The organism is Streptomyces sp. (assembly GCF_035563135.1).
Lineage (GTDB): Bacteria > Actinomycetota > Actinomycetes > Streptomycetales > Streptomycetaceae > Streptomyces.
This window is the reverse complement of record NZ_DATMVN010000410.1, coordinates 1-20,337: the sequence shown is the minus strand read 5'-3', so window position 1 is coordinate 20,337 and position 20,337 is coordinate 1. Positions and strand designations below refer to the sequence as shown.

18 protein-coding genes are annotated in these 20,337 nt (G+C 70.7%); 4 read left to right on the top strand and 14 right to left on the bottom strand.

Annotation, left to right across the window (positions count from 1 at the left end; all coding sequences use genetic code 11):
• The first annotated feature begins 143 nt into the window (after positions 1-143).
• The gene (locus VN520_RS18020) at positions 144-959 is read left to right on the top strand and encodes a DsbA family protein (protein ID WP_325747951.1); all 816 of its coding nucleotides are present in this window, start codon (positions 144-146) and stop codon (positions 957-959) included.
• 193 nt (positions 960-1,152) lie between these two features.
• Entirely contained in the window at positions 1,153-2,817 is a 1,665-nt protein-coding gene (locus VN520_RS18015; RefSeq protein ID WP_325747950.1) for an alkaline phosphatase D family protein, read from the top strand.
• A gap of 45 nt (positions 2,818-2,862) precedes the next feature.
• On the opposite strand, the gene VN520_RS18010 is transcribed toward VN520_RS18015, so the two are convergent.
• Positions 2,863-3,441 (bottom strand): dienelactone hydrolase family protein, encoded by a 579-nt coding sequence (locus VN520_RS18010; protein WP_325747949.1) that lies wholly within the window; start codon positions 3,439-3,441, stop codon positions 2,863-2,865.
• Positions 3,442-3,478: 37 nt separating this feature from the next.
• Here VN520_RS18010 and VN520_RS18005 point away from each other — a divergent pair, with 37 nt between their 5' ends.
• Positions 3,479-4,621 carry a mechanosensitive ion channel family protein gene (locus VN520_RS18005; RefSeq protein ID WP_325747948.1) on the top strand — a complete coding sequence of 381 codons (1,143 nt, stop codon included), beginning with the start codon at positions 3,479-3,481 and terminating at the stop codon, positions 4,619-4,621.
• 25 nt (positions 4,622-4,646) lie between these two features.
• On the opposite strand, the gene VN520_RS18000 is transcribed toward VN520_RS18005, so the two are convergent.
• The 5 genes from VN520_RS18000 to VN520_RS17980 all read right to left on the bottom strand — a co-directional run bounded on the left by VN520_RS18000 (position 4,647) and on the right by VN520_RS17980 (position 9,382).
• On the bottom strand, positions 4,647-6,233 hold the full coding sequence (locus VN520_RS18000; protein WP_325747947.1) for a Na+/H+ antiporter: 1,587 nt from the start codon (positions 6,231-6,233) through the stop codon (positions 4,647-4,649).
• Between the two features lie 107 nt (positions 6,234-6,340).
• On the bottom strand, positions 6,341-6,817 hold the full coding sequence (locus tag VN520_RS17995; protein WP_325747946.1) for a GNAT family N-acetyltransferase: 477 nt from the start codon (positions 6,815-6,817) through the stop codon (positions 6,341-6,343).
• On the bottom strand, positions 6,814-7,755 hold the full coding sequence (locus VN520_RS17990) for an RluA family pseudouridine synthase (protein WP_325747945.1): 942 nt from the start codon (positions 7,753-7,755) through the stop codon (positions 6,814-6,816). Before VN520_RS17990 ends, VN520_RS17995 begins: the two co-directional genes overlap by 4 nt.
• Positions 7,756-7,778: 23 nt before the next feature.
• On the bottom strand, positions 7,779-8,393 hold the full coding sequence (gene lspA / locus VN520_RS17985; protein WP_325747944.1) for a signal peptidase II: 615 nt from the start codon (positions 8,391-8,393) through the stop codon (positions 7,779-7,781).
• Between the two features lie 266 nt (positions 8,394-8,659).
• Positions 8,660-9,382, bottom strand: a complete 723-nt coding sequence (locus VN520_RS17980) for a TraR/DksA family transcriptional regulator (protein WP_325747943.1) — start codon at positions 9,380-9,382, stop codon at positions 8,660-8,662.
• A gap of 574 nt (positions 9,383-9,956) precedes the next feature.
• On the opposite strand from VN520_RS17980, the gene ileS reads away from it, so the two are divergent.
• Positions 9,957-13,106 carry an isoleucine--tRNA ligase gene (gene ileS / locus VN520_RS17975; RefSeq protein WP_325747942.1) on the top strand — a complete coding sequence of 1,050 codons (3,150 nt, stop codon included), beginning with the start codon at positions 9,957-9,959 and terminating at the stop codon, positions 13,104-13,106.
• 328 nt (positions 13,107-13,434) lie between these two features.
• Here ileS and VN520_RS17970 read toward each other — a convergent pair whose 3' ends face one another.
• From VN520_RS17970 to VN520_RS17935, 8 genes are all read right to left on the bottom strand, one after another.
• Complete coding sequence (locus tag VN520_RS17970; RefSeq protein WP_325747941.1) at positions 13,435-14,586, bottom strand: DivIVA domain-containing protein; 1,152 nt, start codon at positions 14,584-14,586, stop codon at positions 13,435-13,437.
• A gap of 49 nt (positions 14,587-14,635) precedes the next feature.
• Positions 14,636-14,932: a YggT family protein gene (locus VN520_RS17965; protein WP_014156754.1), complete on the bottom strand. Its 297-nt coding sequence runs from the start codon at positions 14,930-14,932 to the stop codon at positions 14,636-14,638.
• A gap of 67 nt (positions 14,933-14,999) precedes the next feature.
• On the bottom strand, positions 15,000-15,611 hold the full coding sequence (locus VN520_RS17960; RefSeq protein WP_325747940.1) for a cell division protein SepF: 612 nt from the start codon (positions 15,609-15,611) through the stop codon (positions 15,000-15,002).
• Between the two features lie 127 nt (positions 15,612-15,738).
• On the bottom strand, positions 15,739-16,458 hold the full coding sequence (locus VN520_RS17955) for a YggS family pyridoxal phosphate-dependent enzyme (protein ID WP_325747939.1): 720 nt from the start codon (positions 16,456-16,458) through the stop codon (positions 15,739-15,741).
• 6 nt (positions 16,459-16,464) lie between these two features.
• On the bottom strand, positions 16,465-17,202 hold the full coding sequence (pgeF, locus tag VN520_RS17950; RefSeq protein WP_325747938.1) for a peptidoglycan editing factor PgeF: 738 nt from the start codon (positions 17,200-17,202) through the stop codon (positions 16,465-16,467).
• 17 nt (positions 17,203-17,219) lie between these two features.
• Entirely contained in the window at positions 17,220-18,431 is a 1,212-nt protein-coding gene (gene ftsZ, locus VN520_RS17945; protein WP_325747937.1) for a cell division protein FtsZ, read from the bottom strand.
• A gap of 276 nt (positions 18,432-18,707) precedes the next feature.
• A complete protein-coding gene (locus VN520_RS17940) occupies positions 18,708-19,502 on the bottom strand; it encodes a cell division protein FtsQ/DivIB (RefSeq protein WP_325747936.1) in 795 nt (264 codons plus the stop codon).
• 49 nt (positions 19,503-19,551) lie between these two features.
• A partial coding sequence (locus VN520_RS17935; RefSeq protein ID WP_325747935.1) for a UDP-N-acetylglucosamine--N-acetylmuramyl-(pentapeptide) pyrophosphoryl-undecaprenol N-acetylglucosamine transferase occupies positions 19,552-20,337 on the bottom strand: 786 nt, incomplete at its 5' end.

Here is a 20,337-nt window from a genome sequence, read left to right as displayed (position 1 = left end):
GGGCGCCCGCACCCGCTCGCCCCGGCCCGTTTCCTGGTGCACTCCGTGGGGCGCAGGGGCCCGCCGTGCTCGGCCTTCTCCTCTGTCCGAGTACACGCGGCAAGACCCCTCAGAGCCACCCCACACGTCTACGGAGCATCTTCATGAGCAAGCGCAACAGCCAGGCCAACAAGTCCGCCGCCCGCGAGCGGCTGCGCGTGGAGCGCGAGCGCCAGGCCAAGAAGGACAAGGCACGCAAGCAGATCGTCGTCGGTGTCTCGGTCGTCGCCGTGCTGGCGATCGCGGGCGGTGTCAGCTACGGCGTGATGCAGCTGAACAAGCCCTCCGCCTGGGAGGCCGCGGCGGACGCGAAGAACGTCACCGCCCCCAGGAACACCTCGGGTGACGACGGCACGACCGTCGTGATCGGCGAGGCGGGCGCCAAGAAGACCCTGGAGCTGTACGAGGACTCGCGCTGCCCGGTCTGCGCCACGTTCGAGCAGGCGGTCGGCGAGACCGTGGACAAGGACGTCGAGGCCGGCAAGTACAAGGTCAAGTACGTCGGCGCGACCTTCATCGACAAGGCGGCCGGCGGCGAGGGCTCGAAGAACGCCCTGAGCGCACTGGGCGCGGCGCTCGATGTGAGCCCCGAGGCCTTCCTGGAGTACAAGAGCGCGCTGTACTCCGCGAAGTACCACCCCGAGGAGACCGACGACAAGTTCGCCAAGGACAGCTACCTGATCGAGGTGGCGGACTCGGTGGACGCGCTGAAGGGCAACAAGGCGTTCCAGAAGGACGTCGAGGACGGCACGTTCGACGCCTGGGCGATCAAGATGTCCAAGACCTTCGACAAGAGCGGTGTCCAGGGCACGCCGACCCTCAAGATGGACGGCAAGAAGATCACCGCCGAGGGCAGCGAGAACGCACCCATGACGGCGGCCGAGTTCAACACGGCGATCACCAAGGCCCTGAAGGGCTGATCCGCGCCCTTTGAAGGGATGGTCCGCGCCTTTTGAAGGGGTGGTCCGCGCCCGCGGGCCGTGCCCCTGACCGGAGAACTCACGGCCCGGCGGGGACGGCGGGCACAACTCCTGGCGACATCCGGCCATCAGGCGGGCGAACTTCCTTTGTTCGCCCGCCCGTTCGCTCTACCCGCCAGTAGGGTGATCGACCGTGACCAGACGACACCTCTCCGCAACGCCCAGCCGCCGCACGGTCGTCAAGGCCGCCGCAGCCACCGCGGTCGCCGCCCCCGTGCTCGCCGCCACCGGTGCCCGTGCCGCCGACGGCCCCGCCTTCCTGCACGGCGTCGCCTCCGGCGACCCCCTGCCCGACGGCGTACTCCTGTGGACCCGCGTCACCCCCTCCCCCGACGCCGTGCCCGGCTCAGGCCTCGGTGCCGACATACCGGTGATCTGGGAGATGGCCGAGGACAAGGCCTTCTCCCGGGTCGCCGCCCGGGGCACGGCCGTCGCGCGGGCCGGCACCGATCACACCGTCAAGGCCGATGTCCGGGGGCTGCGCCCGGCGACGACGTACTGGTTCCGCTTCACGGCGGCACCCGGCGGCCCGGAGGGCGGGCACGGCGTCGTCTCCCCCGTCGGCCGCACCCGTACGGCGCCCGCCGCCGGTGCCTCCGTCCCCGGAATCCGCTTCGGCGTGGTGTCCTGCGCCAACTGGGAGGCCGGCTGGTTCTCCCCGTACCGCCACCTCGCGGCCCGTGCCGACCTGGACGCCGTCCTGCACCTCGGTGACTACATCTACGAGTACGCCTCGGGCGCCTACCCGACCCAGGACACCGTCGTACGCCCCCATGCGCCGCTCCACGAGATCCTCACCCTCGCCGACTACCGTCTCCGGCACGGCACGTACAGGACGGACGCCGACCTGCAGGCGCTGCACGCCGCCCATCCGGTGATCGCGATCTGGGACGACCACGAGTTCGCCAACGACGCCTGGTCGGGGGGAGCCGAGAACCACACCCCCGGCACGGAGGGCCCCTGGGCCGCCCGGGTGGCCGCCGCGAAGCAGGCGTACTTCGAGTGGATGCCGGTCCGTGCCTCCACCGAGGGCACCGTCTACCGGCGGCTGAGCTTCGGCAGTCTGGCCGAGCTCCACCTGCTCGACCTGCGCGGCTTCCGTTCCGAGCAGGCGTCGATCGGCGACGGCGCGGTCGACGGCCCGGAGCGTTCGATCACGGGGCGGGCGCAGCTGGACTGGCTGAAGGCCGGGCTGACCGCGTCGGATGCCCGCTGGAAGCTGGTCGGCACCTCGGTGATGATCTCGCCGGTCGCCTTCGGGGCGCTGCCGGCTCATCTGCTGGCACCGCTGGCGGGGCTGCTGGGACTGCCCGCGGAGGGGCTGGCGGTCAATGTGGACCAGTGGGACGGCTACACGGACGACCGCAAGGAGCTGATCTCGCATCTGCGGGACCACGCCGTCACCGACACGGTCTTCCTGACCGGTGACATCCACATGGCATGGGCCAACGACGTGCCCGTCAAGGCGGCGACCTATCCGCTGTCCGCGTCGGCGGCCACGGAGTTCGTGGTGACCTCGGTCACCTCCGACAACCTGGACGACATCCTGCGGGTAGCTCCCGGGACCGTCTCGGCGGTCGCGACGGCCGCGGTCAGGGCGGCCAACCGCCATGTGAAGTGGATCGACATGGACTCGCACGGCTACGGAGTCCTCGACGTGACGGCCGAGCGCTCGCAGATGGACTACTACGTGGTCTCCGACAAGACCAGCGAGGAGGCGACGGCGTCCTGGGTCCGTTCGTACCGCACGCGCAGCGGCACCCAGAGGACCGAGAGGGCCGGCGCCCCGGTGCGCTGACCCGCAGGGGCCGCCTCCCCCCGGGGCGCGGCCCCTGCCGCGTGGCTACAGCGTGGCGAGGAAGCCGAGCGAGACCTTCCAGGTCAGCTCGGCCGCGTCCTGGTCGAAGTCGGGCAGGTCAGGGTCGGTGTACAGGTGCCCGGCCCCGGGATAGCGGTAGATCTCGACGTCCGCCCCGGTCCGCTGCATCTGGAGGTACCAGCTGTTCAGCCAGTCCGGCGACTCGAACGCGTCGGGGTCGGCCACGTGCAGCTGTACGGGCAGCTCGTCCACCGAGGCGTTCTCGGCGATGTCCGACGTGCCGTGGAGCAGCAGCAGGCCGCGGGCCTTCGCGTCGCCGAGCGCGAGGGTCTGCGCGACCGACGCCCCGAACGAGAATCCCGCGTAGACGAGACCCTGGTCGGAGTACGGCGCGGCGGCCAGGACGGCGCGCTTGAGCAGCTCGTCCTTGCCCACCTGGTCCTTGAAGGCCATTCCGTCCTCGACGGTGTCGAAGGTGTGCCCCTCGAAGAGATCGGGCACGCGCACCTCGTGCCCGGCCGCACGCAGCCGGTCGGCAGCCGCGTGCACGGCTGGCCGCAGACCAAAGGTCGAGTGGAAAAGCATGATGTTCATGAGGCCCATGGTGCCAGTTGTGCCCCGACACTTGGAGGACGAGGGAATGGAGAACATTCTGCGACCGTTGCTGGTCGTGGGCGGATCACTGGTGATCACGCTGGTGCTGGGCTGGCTGGTGGATGTGCTGCTCCGGCGCGCCGACAGCCGTCACCACGACACCCCGGTCTGGGGCCTGCTCAGGCTCTGCCGCCTTCCCCTGCAGATGGTGCTCTGCACCGCGCTGCTGAGGGCCAGCTTCGACCAGCTCCGCATCGAGGTGGTGCGGGACAACCGGGCGGTGATCGGCCAGGTCCTCACCCTGGTGCTGATCGCGGCGTCGGCCTGGCTGGTGATCCGCGTCGCGGCCACCATCGTGCAGTCCTCGTACGCCCGCTATGCGACGTCCACCCGCGATCCGGCCCGGGTCCGCCGGGTCCGCACCCAGGTCACACTGATCCAGCGCGTGGTCACCGCCGTGGTGGCGACGGTCGCCGTCGCGGCGATGCTCCTGACGTTCCCGGCGATGCGCACCGTCGGCACCTCGATGCTGGCCTCCGCCGGTGTGCTCGGCATCGTCGCCGGTGTCGCGGCCCAGTCGACCCTCGGCAACCTCTTCGCCGGCTTCCAGATCGCCTTCGGCGACATGGTCCGGATCGGTGACACGGTGGTGGTGGACGGCGAGTGGGGCACCGTGGAGGAGATCACCCTCACCTTCCTCGCGGTACGGACCTGGGACGAGCGGCGGATCACGATGCCGGTGTCCTACTTCACCAGCAAGCCGTTCGAGAACTGGTCGCGCGGCGGGGTGCAGATGACCGGCACCGTCTTCTTCCAGCTCGACCACTCGGCTCCCATAGCCGCGATGCGTCACCGGCTGCGCGACATCCTCGGCGAGTGCGCGGCCTGGGACGGCCGCGACTGGTCCCTGGCCGTCACGGACACCACCCCCACGACGATCGAGGTACGGGCGGTGGTCACCGCGAAGGACGCGGACGACATCTGGACGGTGCGCTGCGCCGTGCGGGAGCAGATGATCAGCTGGCTCCGGGACCACCACCCGTACGCGCTGCCGCGGGTCGTGACGTCGCCCGCGGCGCTGCCGCCGGGCGACCACTGGCGGGAGCTGACGGGCGCGGACACCGGCCGGCCCTCGCCCAACGGCAAGGTGCCGACCCCGGAGAGGACTCCCCGTACGGGGCGCGGCTGATCAGCCCTGCGGCGGGCGGGGTGCGTCAGCGCAGGCTGCGCACGTCCAGGTGGCGCAGCACCCGGTCCACCACCTCCGGGTCCGAGCCGGGTTCGCTGCGGGCGGCGAGCACCGCGTGACGGGCGGCCGACATCATCTCGCGCTGGATCCGGTGGACCTCCTTGGCCCGCCGGACGCGCTGCGCGTATGCCTCCCGGCGCTCCTCGTCGACGATGCCGGGGTTGATCCGCGCCCCGATGTCGTACGCCGCGCGCTGCAGCCGCTCCAGGACCTCCTCCGGGATCTCCCCGGTGTCCTGGACCTCCTTGAGGCGGGCCCTGGCGGCCTGGGCCGCCCGGGACGCGAGGTCGCGCTCCAGAGCCTGTTCGGCGTCCGTGTCCGCCCTGACCCCGAGCTTGCGCACGAGCCACGGCAGGGTCAGGCCCTGGAGGACGAGGGTGGCCATGACGACGGCGAAGGCGATGAAGACGATCTCGTCGCGGCCGGGGAAGGGCTTGCCGTCGTCCGTCTCCAGCGGGATCGCGAGCGCGAGCGCGACGGAGGCCACTCCGCGCATTCCGGCCCACCACATGATGACGGTCTCGCGTCCGCCGGTGGGGATCTCCTCGCTGTAGTCGCGGCGCGTGTGCAGCCGCTCGGCGAGCCGGGCGGCGGGCAGCAGCCACAGGAGGCGTACGCCGACGACGACCGCGACGACCGCGAGGCCCCACCCCAGCAGCTGCGGTCGACGTCCGTCGGCGGTGCCGAAGACGTTGTGGAGTTCCAGGCCGATCAGGCCGAAGGCGACGCCGGTCACGAGGGTGTCGACGATCTCCCAGAAGGACCGGCCGGTGAGCCGCCCCAGGACGTCGTCGGCGTCCGCGGTGTGCTCGGCGAGGAAGAGCGCCGTGGTGAGGACGGCGAGCACGCCCGAGCCCATCAGCTCCTCGGCGAGTACGTAAGCGACGAACGGCACGAGCAGGGTCAGGCCGACCTGGAGGGTGGCGTCGCCCAGGAACCCCATCAGTCTGAGGGTGAGCCAGCCGAGCACCAGGCCGACCACCACGGCGACCACGGCGGAGAGGACGAGCAGCCCGAACGCTGCGGGCAGGGAGAAGGTGCCGGTGACGGCGGCGGCGATCGCGACGTGGTAGAGGACGATGGCCGTGACGTCGTTGAACAGCCCCTCGCCCTCCAGGATCGACACGAGCCGGCGCGGCAGCCCGACCGAACCGGCCACGGCCGTCGCCGCGACCGGGTCGGGCGGGGCGACGAGCGCGCCCAGGACGACGGCGGCGGCAAGGGGAAGACCGGGGACCAGCGCGTGGGCGACCGTGGCCACGGCCGCCGTCGTGACGAAGACGAGGGCGACGGCCAGCAGGAAGATCGGCCGTCTGTTGGCCGCGAACTGCCGCCAGGAGGTGCGCTGCACGGAGGCGTAGAGCAGCGGCGGCAGGACGGCGGGGAGGATGAACTCCGGCGGGATGTCCACATCGGGGACGAAGCTGGCGAAGGCCATGACGATCCCGGCGAGGGTCATCAGGATCGGTGCCGGAAGGCGCAGGCGCTCCCCCAGCGGGACCGTGACCACCGCTCCGAGCAGGAGCAGGAGCAGGAGTGCCATCTGGTCCACGTGGTGCCTTCCGCAGCGCGCCGGGTCTCCGCCGGCCCGTAGATCAGCCGGTCAGGGCTCTCGGCGTGCCGCGCGGGACCGGCGGGGCCGGCGGCACCCCCGCGCGGTCAGAGCGCGCGGCGCATGGCCCGGTGCGGTATCCCGGCGTCCGGGAACTCGGGCCCGTACGCCGTGTAACCGAGACGCTCGTAGAAGCCGAGTGCGTGCGTCTGGGCGTGCAGGTCCACGGCGGCCAGGCCGAGTGCGCGGGCCTCCGTCTCCACGGCGCGGACCAGAGCGGCCCCGACGCCCAGGCCGCGGGCCGCGCGGGTCACCGCGAGCCGGCCGAGCGACCCGACGGTCTCGTCGCCGCCGGTCTTCCCCGCCGCGGCCCCACCGTGCAGCAGCCGTCCCGTGCCGAGCGCGGAACCGTCCGGGGCCACGGCGATGACGTGCACCGCCGAAGCGTCATGGGCGTCGTACTCGATCTCCTCGGGCACCTGCTGCTCACCGACGAAGACGTCCCTGCGCACCTGGAAGCACGCCGCGAGGTCGCTCTCGTCGAGAGCCCTGCGTGTGCTGTACGGGGTGGTTCGGGCGGTCACTGGCTCTCCGCGGCGATCGTGTCGAGGGCGTGGCGCAGGTCGTCCGGGTAGCTGCTCCCGAATTCGACCCAGCTGCCGTCGGCCGGGTGCTCGAAGCCGAGCCGGACCGCGTGCAGCCACTGCCGGGTCAGACCGAGGCGCTTGGCCAGCGTGGGGTCGGCGCCGTACGTCAGGTCGCCGACGCAGGGGTGGCGGTGCGCGGACATGTGCACGCGGATCTGGTGCGTGCGCCCGGTCTCCAGCTTGATGTCGAGCAGGCTGGCCGCACGGTACGCCTCGATGAGGTCGTAGTGCGTCACGGAGGGCTTGCCCTCGGCGGTAACGGCCCACTTGTAGTCGTGCTGCGGGTGGCGGCCGATGGGGGCGTCGATGGTGCCGCTCATCGGGTCCGGGTGTCCCTGGACCAGCGCGTGGTACTTCTTCTCGACGACCCGGTCGCGGAACTGTGCCTTGAGCAGGGTGTAGGCCCGCTCGGACTTGGCCACGACCATCAGGCCGGAGGTGCCGACGTCCAGCCGGTGCACGATGCCCTGGCGCTCGGCGGCACCCGACGTCGAGATGCGGTAACCGGCGGCGGCGAGGCCGCCGATGACGGTGGTGCCGGTCCAGCCGGGACTGGGGTGGGCGGCGACACCCACCGGCTTCATGATGACGACTATGTCGTCGTCGTCATGGACGATCTCCATGCCCTCGACGGGCTCGGCAAGGATCTGGACGGGAGCGGGGGCCTGGGGCATCTCCACTTCCAGCCAGGCACCGCCGTGCACCCGCTCGGACTTCCCGGCCACCGCGCCGTCCACCTGGACCTTCCCGGCAGCGGCCAGCTCGGCGGCCTTGGTGCGGGAGAAACCGAACATCCGGGAGATGGCGGCGTCGACACGCTCGCCCTCCAGGCCGTCGGGTACGGGCAGGGTGCGGACCTCGGGATACGTACTCACCAGTCGAGTATGCCTTGCGCCCGCTAGTCCTTGTGCACGGTGCCGTCGGGGTCCAGACCCTTGAAGGAGAGGATCACGATGAGGATGCCGCCGCAGACGATCGCGGAGTCGGCGAGGTTGAAGACGGCGAAGTGCGCGGGGGCGATGAAGTCGACCACCGCGCCCTTGAAGACGCCGGGCGCCCGGAAGACGCGGTCGGTGAGGTTGCCGAGCGCTCCGCCGAGCAGCAGCCCCAGGGCGATGGCCCAGGGCAGGCTGTAGAGCTTGCGCGCCAGCCGGATGATCACGATGATCACGACGGCCGCGATGGCCGTGAAGATCACGGTGAACGCCTCGCCGATCCCGAAGGCGGCGCCCGCGTTACGGATCGCGTCGAACTTCAGCCACTCGCCGAAGATCTCGATCGGTTCCTCGTGCTCCAGCTTCGCGACCACGAGCATCTTGCTGCCCAGGTCCAGGAGGTAGGCCAGGACGGCGACGCAGAGCAGGACGAGGATCCTCTTCCTGCCCCGTCCGCTGCCCGGCTCGTCGCTCCCGGCCGGGGCCGGGCCCTCGGCGGGCCGCTGGGGCTCAGCCCTGTCGTCCCCCTCGGCATCAGGGATGTCCGGCGTACCGATGATGCGCTCCGCCTCTGCCACGTGAGTCCCTCAACCTAGGTGCCTGACTGAGGACGAGGGTACGACACACCCCGGGGATCAGGGGCCTCAGGCTCCGGATCCTCCCCGGCTCCCCCGGCCCCCGGCGCCTTCCGCCCGGGCCGGCCCCGGCCCGGTTCCGGATCGGGCCCGGACACCCACCGGCCCGGACCCGGCCAGGCCCCGGACCCGGCCAGGCCCCGGGCCCGTGCTGTGCCCGGGAGGGACGCCCAGCGCGCCCGGCCCGTGCCTGGGCCGGACGGGAGGCCCTAGCCGCGCCGCTCCTGCTTCTGCTTGTCCTCCACACAGAGCGTGGCCCGGGGGAAGGCCTGCATCCGCGCCTTGCCGATCGGCTTGCCGCAGACCTCGCAGAGCCCGTAGGTCCCCGCGTCGAGCCTGGCGAGGGCGCGCTCGGTCTGGTCCAGGGTCTCCTGGGCGTGGGCCGCCAGGGACAGCTCGTGCTCCCTGGTGATGTTCTTCGTGCCGGTGTCCGCGTCGTCGTCACCGGCCCCGTCCCCGGAGTCGCGCATCAGTCCGGCCAGCGCCGCGCCCGACGCCTCCAGCTCGGTGCGCAGCCGCACGGCCTCACCGGTCAGCCCGGTCCGCGCCGCGTCGACCTCCTCCGGGGTCCAGGGGTCCTCCCCCGGCCTGACGGCCAGGTCTCCGGGCGCCGTCGCGACGCCTGCCCTGGCCGGGGGCACCGCGGTCGCGACGCCCTCTCCCGCAGCCGTGGTCCGGGCCGTGCTCTTCTTGGCTACCACCGTGTGGGCTCCTGTCTGCTCGGCGGCCCGGGCCGCCCCCATGGCCTTCTTCGACGTCTTCTCGGCTGCGCTCTTCTTCGCCGTGCTCTTCTTCGCCGTCCTCCTGACCGGCTTCTCCTGCTCCGTCTCCGGGCCGGTCTCCTCGCCCGCGCTCCCGGTCCTCTCCTCGGCAGCCGCAGCCGTGGATCTCGCGGACGCCGTTCTCGATCCGGCGGTCTTCTTCGCCACCATGGCCGCGGCCCCTTCACATATGGTGATCTTGCACGCGAATCGTGCTGGGACGATAAATCGACCCCAGCTCCGCGGCAACGGGGCACGCCGCCGGTCCGCCCCTCCCCGCGGCCGGCCGGTGACGCGCCTGCAACCGTTGTGCCCAGCTCCCCGCGCGGTAATCCGCTCCCGGACGTCCTCCGGGACTCCCTCCCTCCCGACTGGCCATTCGGGTGCAGGCCCCTCCCGCGGGCCGGCCGCTCCGAAACCGGTCGGCAGCCGCCCGTACGGGCCCGTACACTGGCCGCAGCGAGAGGCATGGATGGGACGAGTAGCGTCGTACGCAGCCAGGAGCGACCCGGGGACGGTGGGAGCCCGGGGGCGAGCGCGCCGTGAAGATCACCCCGGAGCCGCCGGAAGAAAGCTTTGGACCGTGGGCTCCCCCACGGGCGCAAGGCCGTTAGACCCGGCATCGCGCCCCAATGAGGGGGCCACGGGCGCGTGCCCGCGGCCAAGGAGGGTGGTACCGCGGGAGCTGATCCGGCTCTCGTCCCTCCGACGGAAGTGGAAGACGTCCGCCGGAGGAAGCCCGCACATGACATCGCCGCAGTACCGCCAGGTACCCGCCCAGGTCGACCTGCCCGCCCTCGAGCACGCCGTGCTCGACTTCTGGCGCGACAGCAAGGTCTTCACCAAGAGCCTCGAACAGTCCGAGGGCCGCCCCGAGTGGGTCTTCTACGAGGGTCCGCCGACCGCCAACGGCATGCCCGGGGCCCACCACATCGAGGCCCGCGTCTTCAAGGACGTCTTCCCGCGCTTCCGCACCATGCAGGGTTACCACGTCGGCCGCAAGGCCGGCTGGGACTGTCACGGCCTGCCGGTCGAGCTCGCGGTGGAGAAGGAGCTGGGCTTCAACGGCAAGAAGGACATCGAGGCCTACGGCATCGCCGAGTTCAACGCGAAGTGCCGTGAGTCCGTCACCCGCCACACCGACGCGTTCGCCGAGCTCACGACCCGTATGGGTTACTGGGTCGACCTCGATGACGCCTACCGCACGATGGACCCGGAGTACGTCGACTCCGTGTGGTGGTCGCTGAAGGAGATCTTCCGCAAGGACCTGCTGGTCCAGGACCACCGCGTCGCCCCCTGGTGCCCGCGCTGCGGCACCGGCCTCTCGGACCACGAGCTCGCCCAGGGGTACGAGACGGTCGTCGACCCCTCGGTCTTCGTGCGCTTCCCGCTGACGAGCGGGCCGCTGGCCGGCCAGGCCGCGCTGCTCGTCTGGACGACGACTCCCTGGACCCTGGTCTCCAACACCGCTGTCGCCGCGCACCCCGACGTCACCTACGTCGTCGCGACGGACGGCGCGGAGAAGCTGGTCGTGGCCCAGCCGCTGGCCGAGAAGGCGCTCGGCGAGGGCTGGGAGCTCACCGGGCAGTCCTTCACCGGCCGCGAGATGGAGCGCTGGACGTACGAACGCCCGTTCCAGCTGGTCGAGTTCCCGAGCGAGGCGCACTTCGTCGTCAACGCCGAGTACGTCACGACCGAGGACGGCACGGGCCTGGTCCACCAGTCCCCCGCGTTCGGCGCCGACGACCTCCAGGTCTGCCGTGCGTACGGCCTTCCGGTCGTCAACCCGGTCCGCCCCGACGGCACCTTCGAGGAGGGCCTCCCGCTGGTCGGCGGCGTCTTCTTCAAGAAGGCCGACGAGGCCCTCACCGAGGACCTGGCCGCGCGCGGCAGGCTCTTCCGCCACGTCCCGTACGAGCACAGCTACCCGCACTGCTGGCGCTGCCACACGGCCCTGCTGTACTACGCGCAGCCGTCCTGGTACATCCGCACGACGGCGGTCAAGGACCGGCTGCTCCAGGAGAACGAGAAGACCAACTGGTTCCCGGACTCCGTCAAGACCGGGCGCTTCGGCGACTGGCTGAACAACAACGTCGACTGGGCGCTCTCCCGCAACCGCTACTGGGGCACCCCGCTGCCCATCTGGCGCTGCGAGGACGGCCACCTGACCTGTGTCGGCTCCCGCGCCGAGCTCTCCGAGCTCACCGGCCGCGACCAGTCGGCCCTGGACCCGCACCGCCCGTTCATCGACGAGATCACGTTCACCTGCTCGCACGAGAGCTGCCAGCTGGAGGCGTACCGCGTCCCGGAGGTCATCGACGCCTGGTACGACTCGGGTTCGATGCCGTTCGCGCAGTGGGGCTACCCGTACAAGAACAAGGAGATCTTCGAGAGCCGCTATCCGGCGCAGTTCATCTCGGAGGCCATCGACCAGAAGCGCGGCTGGTTCTACACCCTGATGGCCGTCGGCACGCTGGTCTTCGACAAGTCCTCGTACGAGAACGTGGTGTGCCTCGGCCACATCCTCGCCGAGGACGGCCGGAAGATGTCCAAGCACCTGGGCAACATCCTCCAGCCGATCCCGCTGATGGACCAGCACGGTGCCGACGCGGTCCGCTGGTTCATGGCGGCGGGCGGCTCCCCGTGGGCGGCGCGCCGCGTGGGCCACGGCACGATCCAGGAGGTCGTCCGCAAGACGCTCCTCACGTACTGGAACACGGTGGCCTTCCAGGCCCTGTACGCCCGCACGTCGAAGTGGGCGCCGTCGGCGGCCGATCCGGCCCCCGCCGACCGCACGGTCCTGGACCGCTGGCTGCTGAGCGAGCTCGGAACCCTGGTGGAGGAGGTCACCGGGGCTCTGGAGGGCTACGACACCCAGCGCGCCGGCAAGCTGCTCTCGGCGTTCGTCGACGACCTGTCCAACTGGTACGTCCGCCGCTCGCGCCGCCGCTTCTGGCAGGGCGACAAGGCGGCGCTGCGCACACTGCACGAGGTCGTGGAGACGGTCACCCGGCTGATGGCCCCGCTGACCCCGTTCATCACGGAGCGGGTCTGGCAGGACCTGATCGCCCCCGTCGACCCGGACGCCCCGGAGTCGGTGCACCTGTCCGACTGGCCGAAGGCGGACCCGGCGTCGATCGACCCGGCGCTGTCCTCACAGATGGCACTGGTGCGCCGCCTGGTGGAGCTCGGCCGGGCCACGCGCGCCGAATCGGGGGTCAAGACCCGGCAGCCGCTGTCGCGGGCCCTGGTCGCGGCTGCGGGCTTCGAGTCGCTCACGCCCGAGCTGCGCGCCCAGATCACGGAGGAGCTGAACGTCTCCTCCCTGGCCTCCCTCTCGGAAGTCGGCGGGTCGCTGGTCGACACCACGGCGAAGGCGAACTTCCGCGCGCTCGGCAAGCGGTTCGGCAAGGGGGTCCAGGCGGTGGCCAAGGCCGTCGCGAACGCCGACGCCGCCGCGCTCGGCCTGGCACTGCGCGAGGGCACGGCCTCGGTGGAGGTCGACGGCGAGCAGATCACTCTCGCCCCCGACGAGGTCATCATCACGGAGACCCCGCGCGAGGGCTGGTCGGTGGCGTCCGACTCGGGCGCGACGGTCGCCCTGGACCTGGAGATCACCCCGGAACTGCGGGCGGCCGGGCTCGCCCGTGACGCGATCCGGCTGATCCAGGAGGCACGCAAGAACAGCGGCCTGGACGTGGCGGACCGGATCGCGGTCCGCTGGACATCGTCCTCGCCCGCGACGGCCGAGGCCCTGACCGCACACGCGACCCTCATCTCGGACGAGGTCCTGGCCCTGGACTACGCGCAGGGTGAGGCGGACGACACGTACGGCACCCCGTTCGAGGACGAGGGCCTGGCCCTCACCTTCCGTCTCCGCAAGACGGAGCGGTAACCCGCATCACACCCCGAGGGCCCGGCCGGACACGTTCCGGCCGGGCCCTCTGCTGTCCCCTGCCCGAGCCCGGCAGCTCTGCCCGATTCCCAGGCCCGCCATTCCAGCCTCACCGGAATCCATCCTCTCCGGCGTTCGAGGAGCGGGGGCACGGGGGCGGAGCTCCCGGTTCGGGAAGGGGCGGGCAGGGGACAGGCCCCCGCGCAGCGGCCCCGCCCTCGCCCCGCTCCCTCCGACGCCGGCCACGGCAAAAGGGCCGGGCCCCGGGAAATCCCGGGGCCCGGCCCTCTGCCTGCCGACGGCTACGCGCTCAGCGAGCGCGAACCGCTCAGTTGTCGTCCTCGTCGATCAGGAACCCGCGCATCGGCGACGGAGCCTGCTGCATCGGCTGCGGCGCCTGCGGCCGCACCGGCGCCATCGGCTGCGTCATCGCGGGCGCCATCTGCTGCTGACCGCCGCCGTACGACGGTCCACCGCCCATCGACTGGTTGCCGCTGCCCATCTGCTGGCTGCCGTGACCACCGTGGTTACCGCCCATGGTGTGTCCCATCGCACCCGCACCGGCCGGAGCCAGCGAGGGCGACGGCGGCAGCGAAGCGGCGGCGGGGGTACGCGGCGGAGCCAGCGAGTCGTCGGCCTGGGTCTCCAGCTGACGCAGCTGGCTCTCCAGGTAGGACTTCAGACGGGTCCGGTACTCGCGCTCGAAGCCGCGCAGGTCCTCGACCTTGCGCTCCAGCGTCGCGCGGGCCGACTCCAGCGAGCCCATCGCCACGCGGTGCTTCTCCTGCGCGTCCCGCTCCAGGGCGTCCGCCTTGGCCCGGGCGTCACGCTCAAGGCCCTCGGCACGGCTGCGCGCCTCGCCGACGATCTTGTTGGCCTCGGAACGGGCCTCCGCGATCGCCTGGTCAGCGGTCTGCTGGGCAAGGGAGAGGACACGGGCGGCGCTGTCACCGCCAGGACCCTGGCCGGGCTGCTGCATCTGATGCTGCTGCATCTGCTGCTGCTGCATCTGCTGCTGCGGGGCGTGACCACCCATGGGGCCGCCCATCGGGCCGCCCATGGGACCGCCCTGCATCGGGCCGGGGCCGTGCGGGCCCTGCGGACCGGGACCGTGACCGCCCTGCGGGCCATGGCCGCTGGGACCGGCAGGCAGCTGCGGAGCGCCACCGGGCAGCTGGGGGGGACCCATCTGCGGGGGCTGCTGCTGCACCGGCGGACCAGATATGGCAGCGGGCACCGGGGCCCCTGGCCGGTCCTGCTGCTCCGGCGGTTTACGCATCCCCTGCTGCTGCTGGTTCTGCGCGGCCGCACGGGTCGCGGCGGCCAGCTTGGCGCGCAGGTCCTCGTTCTCACGCAGCAGACGGGTCAGTTCCGACTCGACCTCGTCGAGGAAGGCATCGACCTCGTCCTCGTCATAGCCTTCTCGGAGGCGGACGGTCGTGAACTGCTTGTTCCGCACGTCCTCGGGGGTCAGCGGCATCTCTTCTTCACCTCTACGTAGTCGTCGGCAGTCGGCAAGACCGTATCGTTCACACGCTGCTCGCTAGCTTGCCCACGAGACTGAGCAGAATGTAAACGATGATCATCAGAACGAAGAAGGACAGGTCAAGTGCCACGCCCCCGAGACGCAACGGCGGTATGAACCGCCGCAGAAGCTTCAACGGTGGATCCGTGACAGTGTAAGTGCCCTCGAGAACGACCACCATCGCCTTGCCTGGCTGCCATGAACGTGCGAACTGGAAGACATAGTCCATGACCAGCCGGAAGATCAGCACGATGAGGAAACACATCAGCGCGATATAGACCACATCCAGTGCGACGCCCATGTCCCGCGCTTCCCTCTCCCCTGGCTTTCACAGCCCGGCCTCCCGGCCGGGTTCGTTCCCGGTGTTCTCAGCTCTGGTTGAAGAACCCGCCCTCTGCGATGCGGGCCTTGTCCTCCGCCGTGACATCGACGTTAGCAGGCGACAACAGGAACACCTTCTGTGTCACACGCTCAATGCTGCCATGGAGACCGAAGACGAGTCCCGCGGCAAAGTCGACAAGTCGCTTCGCATCGGTGTCGTCCATCTCCGTGAGATTCATGATCACCGGAGTGCCCTCACGGAAGTGTTCCCCGATGGTACGGGCCTCGTTGTAGGTCCTGGGGTGCAGCGTGGTGATCCTGTAGGGCTCACGCTCGGACACGACCTTGGGCATGATCACCGGTGCGTTCTTCTCCAAGTTCGGGCGGTCAGGTGTGATGGATGCCACGGGAGCGATTCGGGCGGGTCGTCCGCTTTCCGCCGGGAGCTGAACCGGTTCCCGTGGTGCGGGCGGCTGCACGGCTCGTACCGGTTCGTCCCGCTCCCGCTCCACCGGATGCACGGGCTGGTGCCGCCTCCGGTCCCGCTCGGGCTCAAGCTCGGGTTCGAATTCGTCATCGGGGTCGAACCCCGGGCCGTCGTACCCATCGTCCTCCACGAGGCCGAGGTAGACCGCCATCTTGCGCATCGCGCCGGCCATGCTCCGAGTCCTCCGCTCTGTGGTGGATCGGCATTCGTGTCACCAAGTGCCCGAGATCCACTCCGGCCTGCCCGCTTCGAGCGGGAATGACCATATTTTCTGCTGTGGTCCGACTTGCTTCGCGACGTTACCCGAGCCGGGGACGGTCTCCGAGTACTGCCGTACCGATGCGTACATGTGTCGCCCCGGCCGCGACCGCGTCCTCAAGATCCGCGCTCATCCCGGCAGAGACCATGTTCGCAGCCGGATGGTTCCCGCGCAGGCGGGATGAGAATTCCATCAGCCGGTCGAACGCCGCCCGCTGCCGGCCGGCATAAGGACCGGCGAGCGGGGCGACGGTCATCAGGCCGTCGAGCCTGAGTCCCTCCGCCGCCTCCACCGACGCGGCCAGTTCCTCGACCGCGTCCGGTGCGACGCCGCCCCGGTCCCCGCGCTCGCCGCTCTCCGCGTCGAGTGCGACCTGGATGAGGCAGCCGAGTTCACGCCCGCCCTTGACCGCCGCCGCCGAGAGCGCGGTGACCAGTTTCACCCGGTCCACCGACTGCACCACATCGGCATAATCGGTCACGGAGCGGACTTTGTTCGTCTGCAACTGCCCGACAAAATGCCATGTGAGCGAAAGATCCGCACAAGCCGCAGCTTTCGGCGCCGCGTCCTGGTCGCGGTTCTCCGCGACGTGCCGCACACCCAGTTCGTGCAGAATGCGCACGTCGCTCGCGGGGTAGGTCTTGGTGACCACGACGAGGGTCACTTCTTCCCGTGCGCGGCCGGCCGACGCACAGGCGGAAGCAATGCGCTCCTCCACCTGTGCCAGGTTCGCCGCGAGTTGTGTCCTGCGATCCGTCATGCCCTATCAGTCCAACCAGACATATCCGGCGATCCGACCCGTGGTGCGGTCGCGGCGGTACGAGAAATGGTCGCCGGATTCCAGGGTGCAGAACGGCGAGCTGTGCCGGTCGCCGACACCGAGCTCGTCGAGCTGGGCGTGGACCCCGGCCGTGACGTCCACCGCGGGTGTTCCCCAACTGGTCTGCGACCACGCCGCCGGGACGACTCCGGCGACATCCGCCCGCATCTGCTCCGGCACCTCGTAGCACCGCCCGCAGACGGCCGGCCCGGTGTGCGCGGTGATCCGGGACGGTTCCGCGCCGAGTGCGGTCATGGCCTCGACCGTGGCCGGGACGACTCCCGCGACCAGACCGGGCCGTCCCGCGTGGGCGGCCGCGACGACCCCGGCCACCGGATCGGCGAGCAGCACCGGTGTGCAGTCGGCGGTGAGCACCGCGAGCGGGAGCCCGCGCCGCGCCGTCACCACCGCGTCCACGGCGGGAAGGCCCGAGGCGGGGCGGTCGCCCCAGGGGCTGTCGACCACGGCCACGTCGCGCCCGTGCACCTGGTTCATCCAGACCACCCGGGCCGGGTCGAGACCGAGGGAACGGGCGGCGCGCGCACGGTTGGTGCGGACGGCGGCGGGGTCGTCGCCGACCGCACCGCCGAGGTTGAGCTCCTCGTACGGAACGGCGCTCACTCCGCCCCACCTGTCGGTGAAGGCGAAATGGGCGCCGCCCGGCGAGGACTCCGCGGTTTTCACCGCGTGCTGCGGACCTATCACTTCAAGAAGTCCGGTACGTCCAGCTCTTCGGCCTGGGTGTCCTGGTAGGGACGGGCCGTCGGGACGTGCGGCGGGGAGACCGGCGGCAGCGAGGTCTCGTTCGCCACCGGCGCCGGCTCGGCCGGCGCCTGGGGCTCCTCGCGCGGGGGCACGGAGCCCAGCCCGCCTGCCGGGCGCGCCGGTTCGGCGGTCCGGGACGGCGGAGCCGGCTCCTCGCGCTTGGCACTCGACCCGAGGACGTTCTCCCGGCGGGCCGGCGGCTGTCCGCCGTCGAAGCCCGCGGCGATGACGGTGACCCGCACCTCGTCGCCCAGCGCGTCGTCGATGACCGCGCCGAAGATGATGTTCGCCTCCGGGTGGGCCGCCTCGCTCACCAGCTGGGCGGCCTCGTTGATCTCGAAGAGACCGAGGTCGCTGCCGCCGGAGATGGAGAGCAGGACGCCACGGGCGCCGTCGATGGACGCCTCCAGGAGCGGCGAGGAGATCGCCATCTCCGCGGCGGCCACCGCCCGGTCGTCGCCGCGTGCGGAGCCGATGCCCATGAGTGCCGATCCGGCCTCGGACATGACCGACTTGACGTCGGCGAAGTCGAGGTTGATCAGGCCCGGGGTCGTGATGAGGTCGGTGATGCCCTGGACACCCGAGAGCAGCACCTGGTCGGCCGACTTGAACGCGTCGAGCACGCTGACCTGCCGGTCCGAGATGGACAGCAGCCGGTCGTTGGGAATGACGATGAGGGTGTCGACCTCTTCGCGGAGCTCGGCGATGCCGTCCTCCGCCTGGTTCGCGCGCCGCCGGCCCTCGAAGGTGAACGGGCGGGTGACCACACCGATCGTCAGGGCGCCCAGCGAGCGCGCGATGTTGGCGACGACGGGTGCGCCGCCGGTGCCGGTGCCACCGCCCTCCCCGGCGGTGACGAAGACCATGTCGGCCCCCTTGAGGACCTCCTCGATCTCCTCACGGTGGTCCTCTGCCGCCTTACGACCGACGGCCGGGTTCGCCCCGGCGCCGAGGCCGCGGGTGAGTTCACGGCCGACGTCGAGCTTGACGTCGGCGTCGCTCATCAACAGTGCTTGCGCATCGGTGTTGATCGCGATGAACTCGACACCCTTGAGACCGACCTCGATCATTCGGTTGATGGCATTGACACCACCGCCGCCGACACCGATGACCTTGATGACTGCGAGGTAGTTCTGCGGTGCTGCCACGTCGAAGGCCTCTCGCCTCGAGTTACGTGTCGTCGCTTGGCGGTGATTCCGCCGCGACGACGGATGCCGATTGGGTCGGTCCGGACGCCGACCCAAACCCTAACGTTGAAGTTTAGGGTTACCAGTGTGTCTGCTTCTTGGACTCTTCCGAACAGGACACTAAGTCGACAAGTGGCGCACGTTCAACGAACACGCCGAACCTCCCGTTTTTCTTTTCACCCTATGTGATCATCCATAGCGGTGACCAACCAGGGGTCTGGCCAGGCCAAACGTGCGTCAACTCTTCGACACCGCAGGGGCCGTGGGAGCACTCACATCGAAGTGTCCCGCTTTGGGGGACGCCTTCATCAGAGCGGTGAGCACCCGCGCCTTGACCGGCCCCTCCTCACTGCTGCCCCACATCACGGTGCGCCCCCGGCTCAGTTCCAGAACGGTGGAGTCGTACGAGGTGACGCGCACGACTTCGGTCTCCTCGGCCACCTTCCCCGGAAGGTCCCCCGCGACACCGACCGCTTCCCGCAGCAGACGGTCACTGCCGAAGCGGCGCAGACTCTCCGACCGGCCGGGCGTCAGCTCCAGGAGCGGAACATGCGGGGGCGCTTTGTCAACAGTTGCGAAACGTACGCCCTTCGCGTCCACTTCGACAAATTTTTTGCCCTTTTGCACCAACAAGACCGGTTTGCGTTCCGTCACTTCGAGACTGATCTCGTGCGGCCATGACCGCACGACGTCCACGGAGTCGATGCGAGGCAGCTTCCTGCGCAGCCTGTCCGCGATCGCGTCGGTGTCCACGGAGACCAGCGGGGACCCGACGGGGGCCGCCGCGGCAGCCTCCACCTCGCTCCGGGTCAGGACGCCGGTGCCGGTGGTCGTCACCCGCTCCAGCCGCAGCCAGGACGAGCCGTAGAGCAACCAGACCGTGGCCGCGGCTGCCAGCACGAGACCGGCCGCGGCCAGAACCAGCCGGGTACGGCCCGAGAGGCGTCGCCCCTCGGGGCCGGTGTGCGGCGGGCGGGCCGGGGTGTCGGTCCGCCCGGCCTCGCCGCGCCGGGCGGTCGTCGGTCCGGCCACGCTCTCTCCTTCGCCGGACCCGGGGCACACGCCCCGGGTCCGTACCGCCTCACGCCTGGCGGCGTGAGGCAATCGCCTCGTACACCATGCCGACGAGCAGGTCGTCGGCGTCCCGTCGCCCGAACTCCGCGGCGGCACGGGACATCTCGTACAGCCGGTGCGGATCCGAGAGCACCGGAAGGACGTTGCCCTGCACCCACTCCGGGGTGAGCGCCGCGTCGTCCACCAGCAGACCACCGCCGGCGTTGACCACCGGCTGGGCGTTCAGCCGCTGTTCGCCGTTGCCGATCGGCAACGGGACGTAGGCGGCGGGCAGCCCGACGGCGGAGAGTTCGGCGACGGTCATCGCACCGGCACGGCAGAGCATCATGTCGGCCGCGGCGTACGCGAGATCCATCCGGTCCACGTACGGTACCGGGATGTAGGGCGGCATCCCGGGCATGTTGTCGATGTGCGGCAATTCGTTCTTCGGGCCGACCACGTGCAGGATCTGGATTCCGGACCGCTGGAGCAGCGGTGCGATCCTCGTGACCACCTCGTTGAGGTGGCGGGCGCCCTGCGAACCGCCGGAGACCAGCAGCGTCGGGAGGTTGGGGTCGAGGCCGAAGGCCGCGCGCGCCTCCGGGCGGACCCGGGCCCTGTCGAGGGTGGCGATGGTCCGGCGCAGCGGGATGCCGATGTAGCGGGCGTCACGCAGCTTGCTGTCCGGGGTGGAGACGGCGACCCCGTGGGCGTAGCGCGATCCGATCTTGTTGGCCAGGCCCGGCCTGGCATTGGCCTCATGGACGACGATCGGCACCCCGGCGCGCTTGGCCGCGAGGTAGCCGGGCAGGGC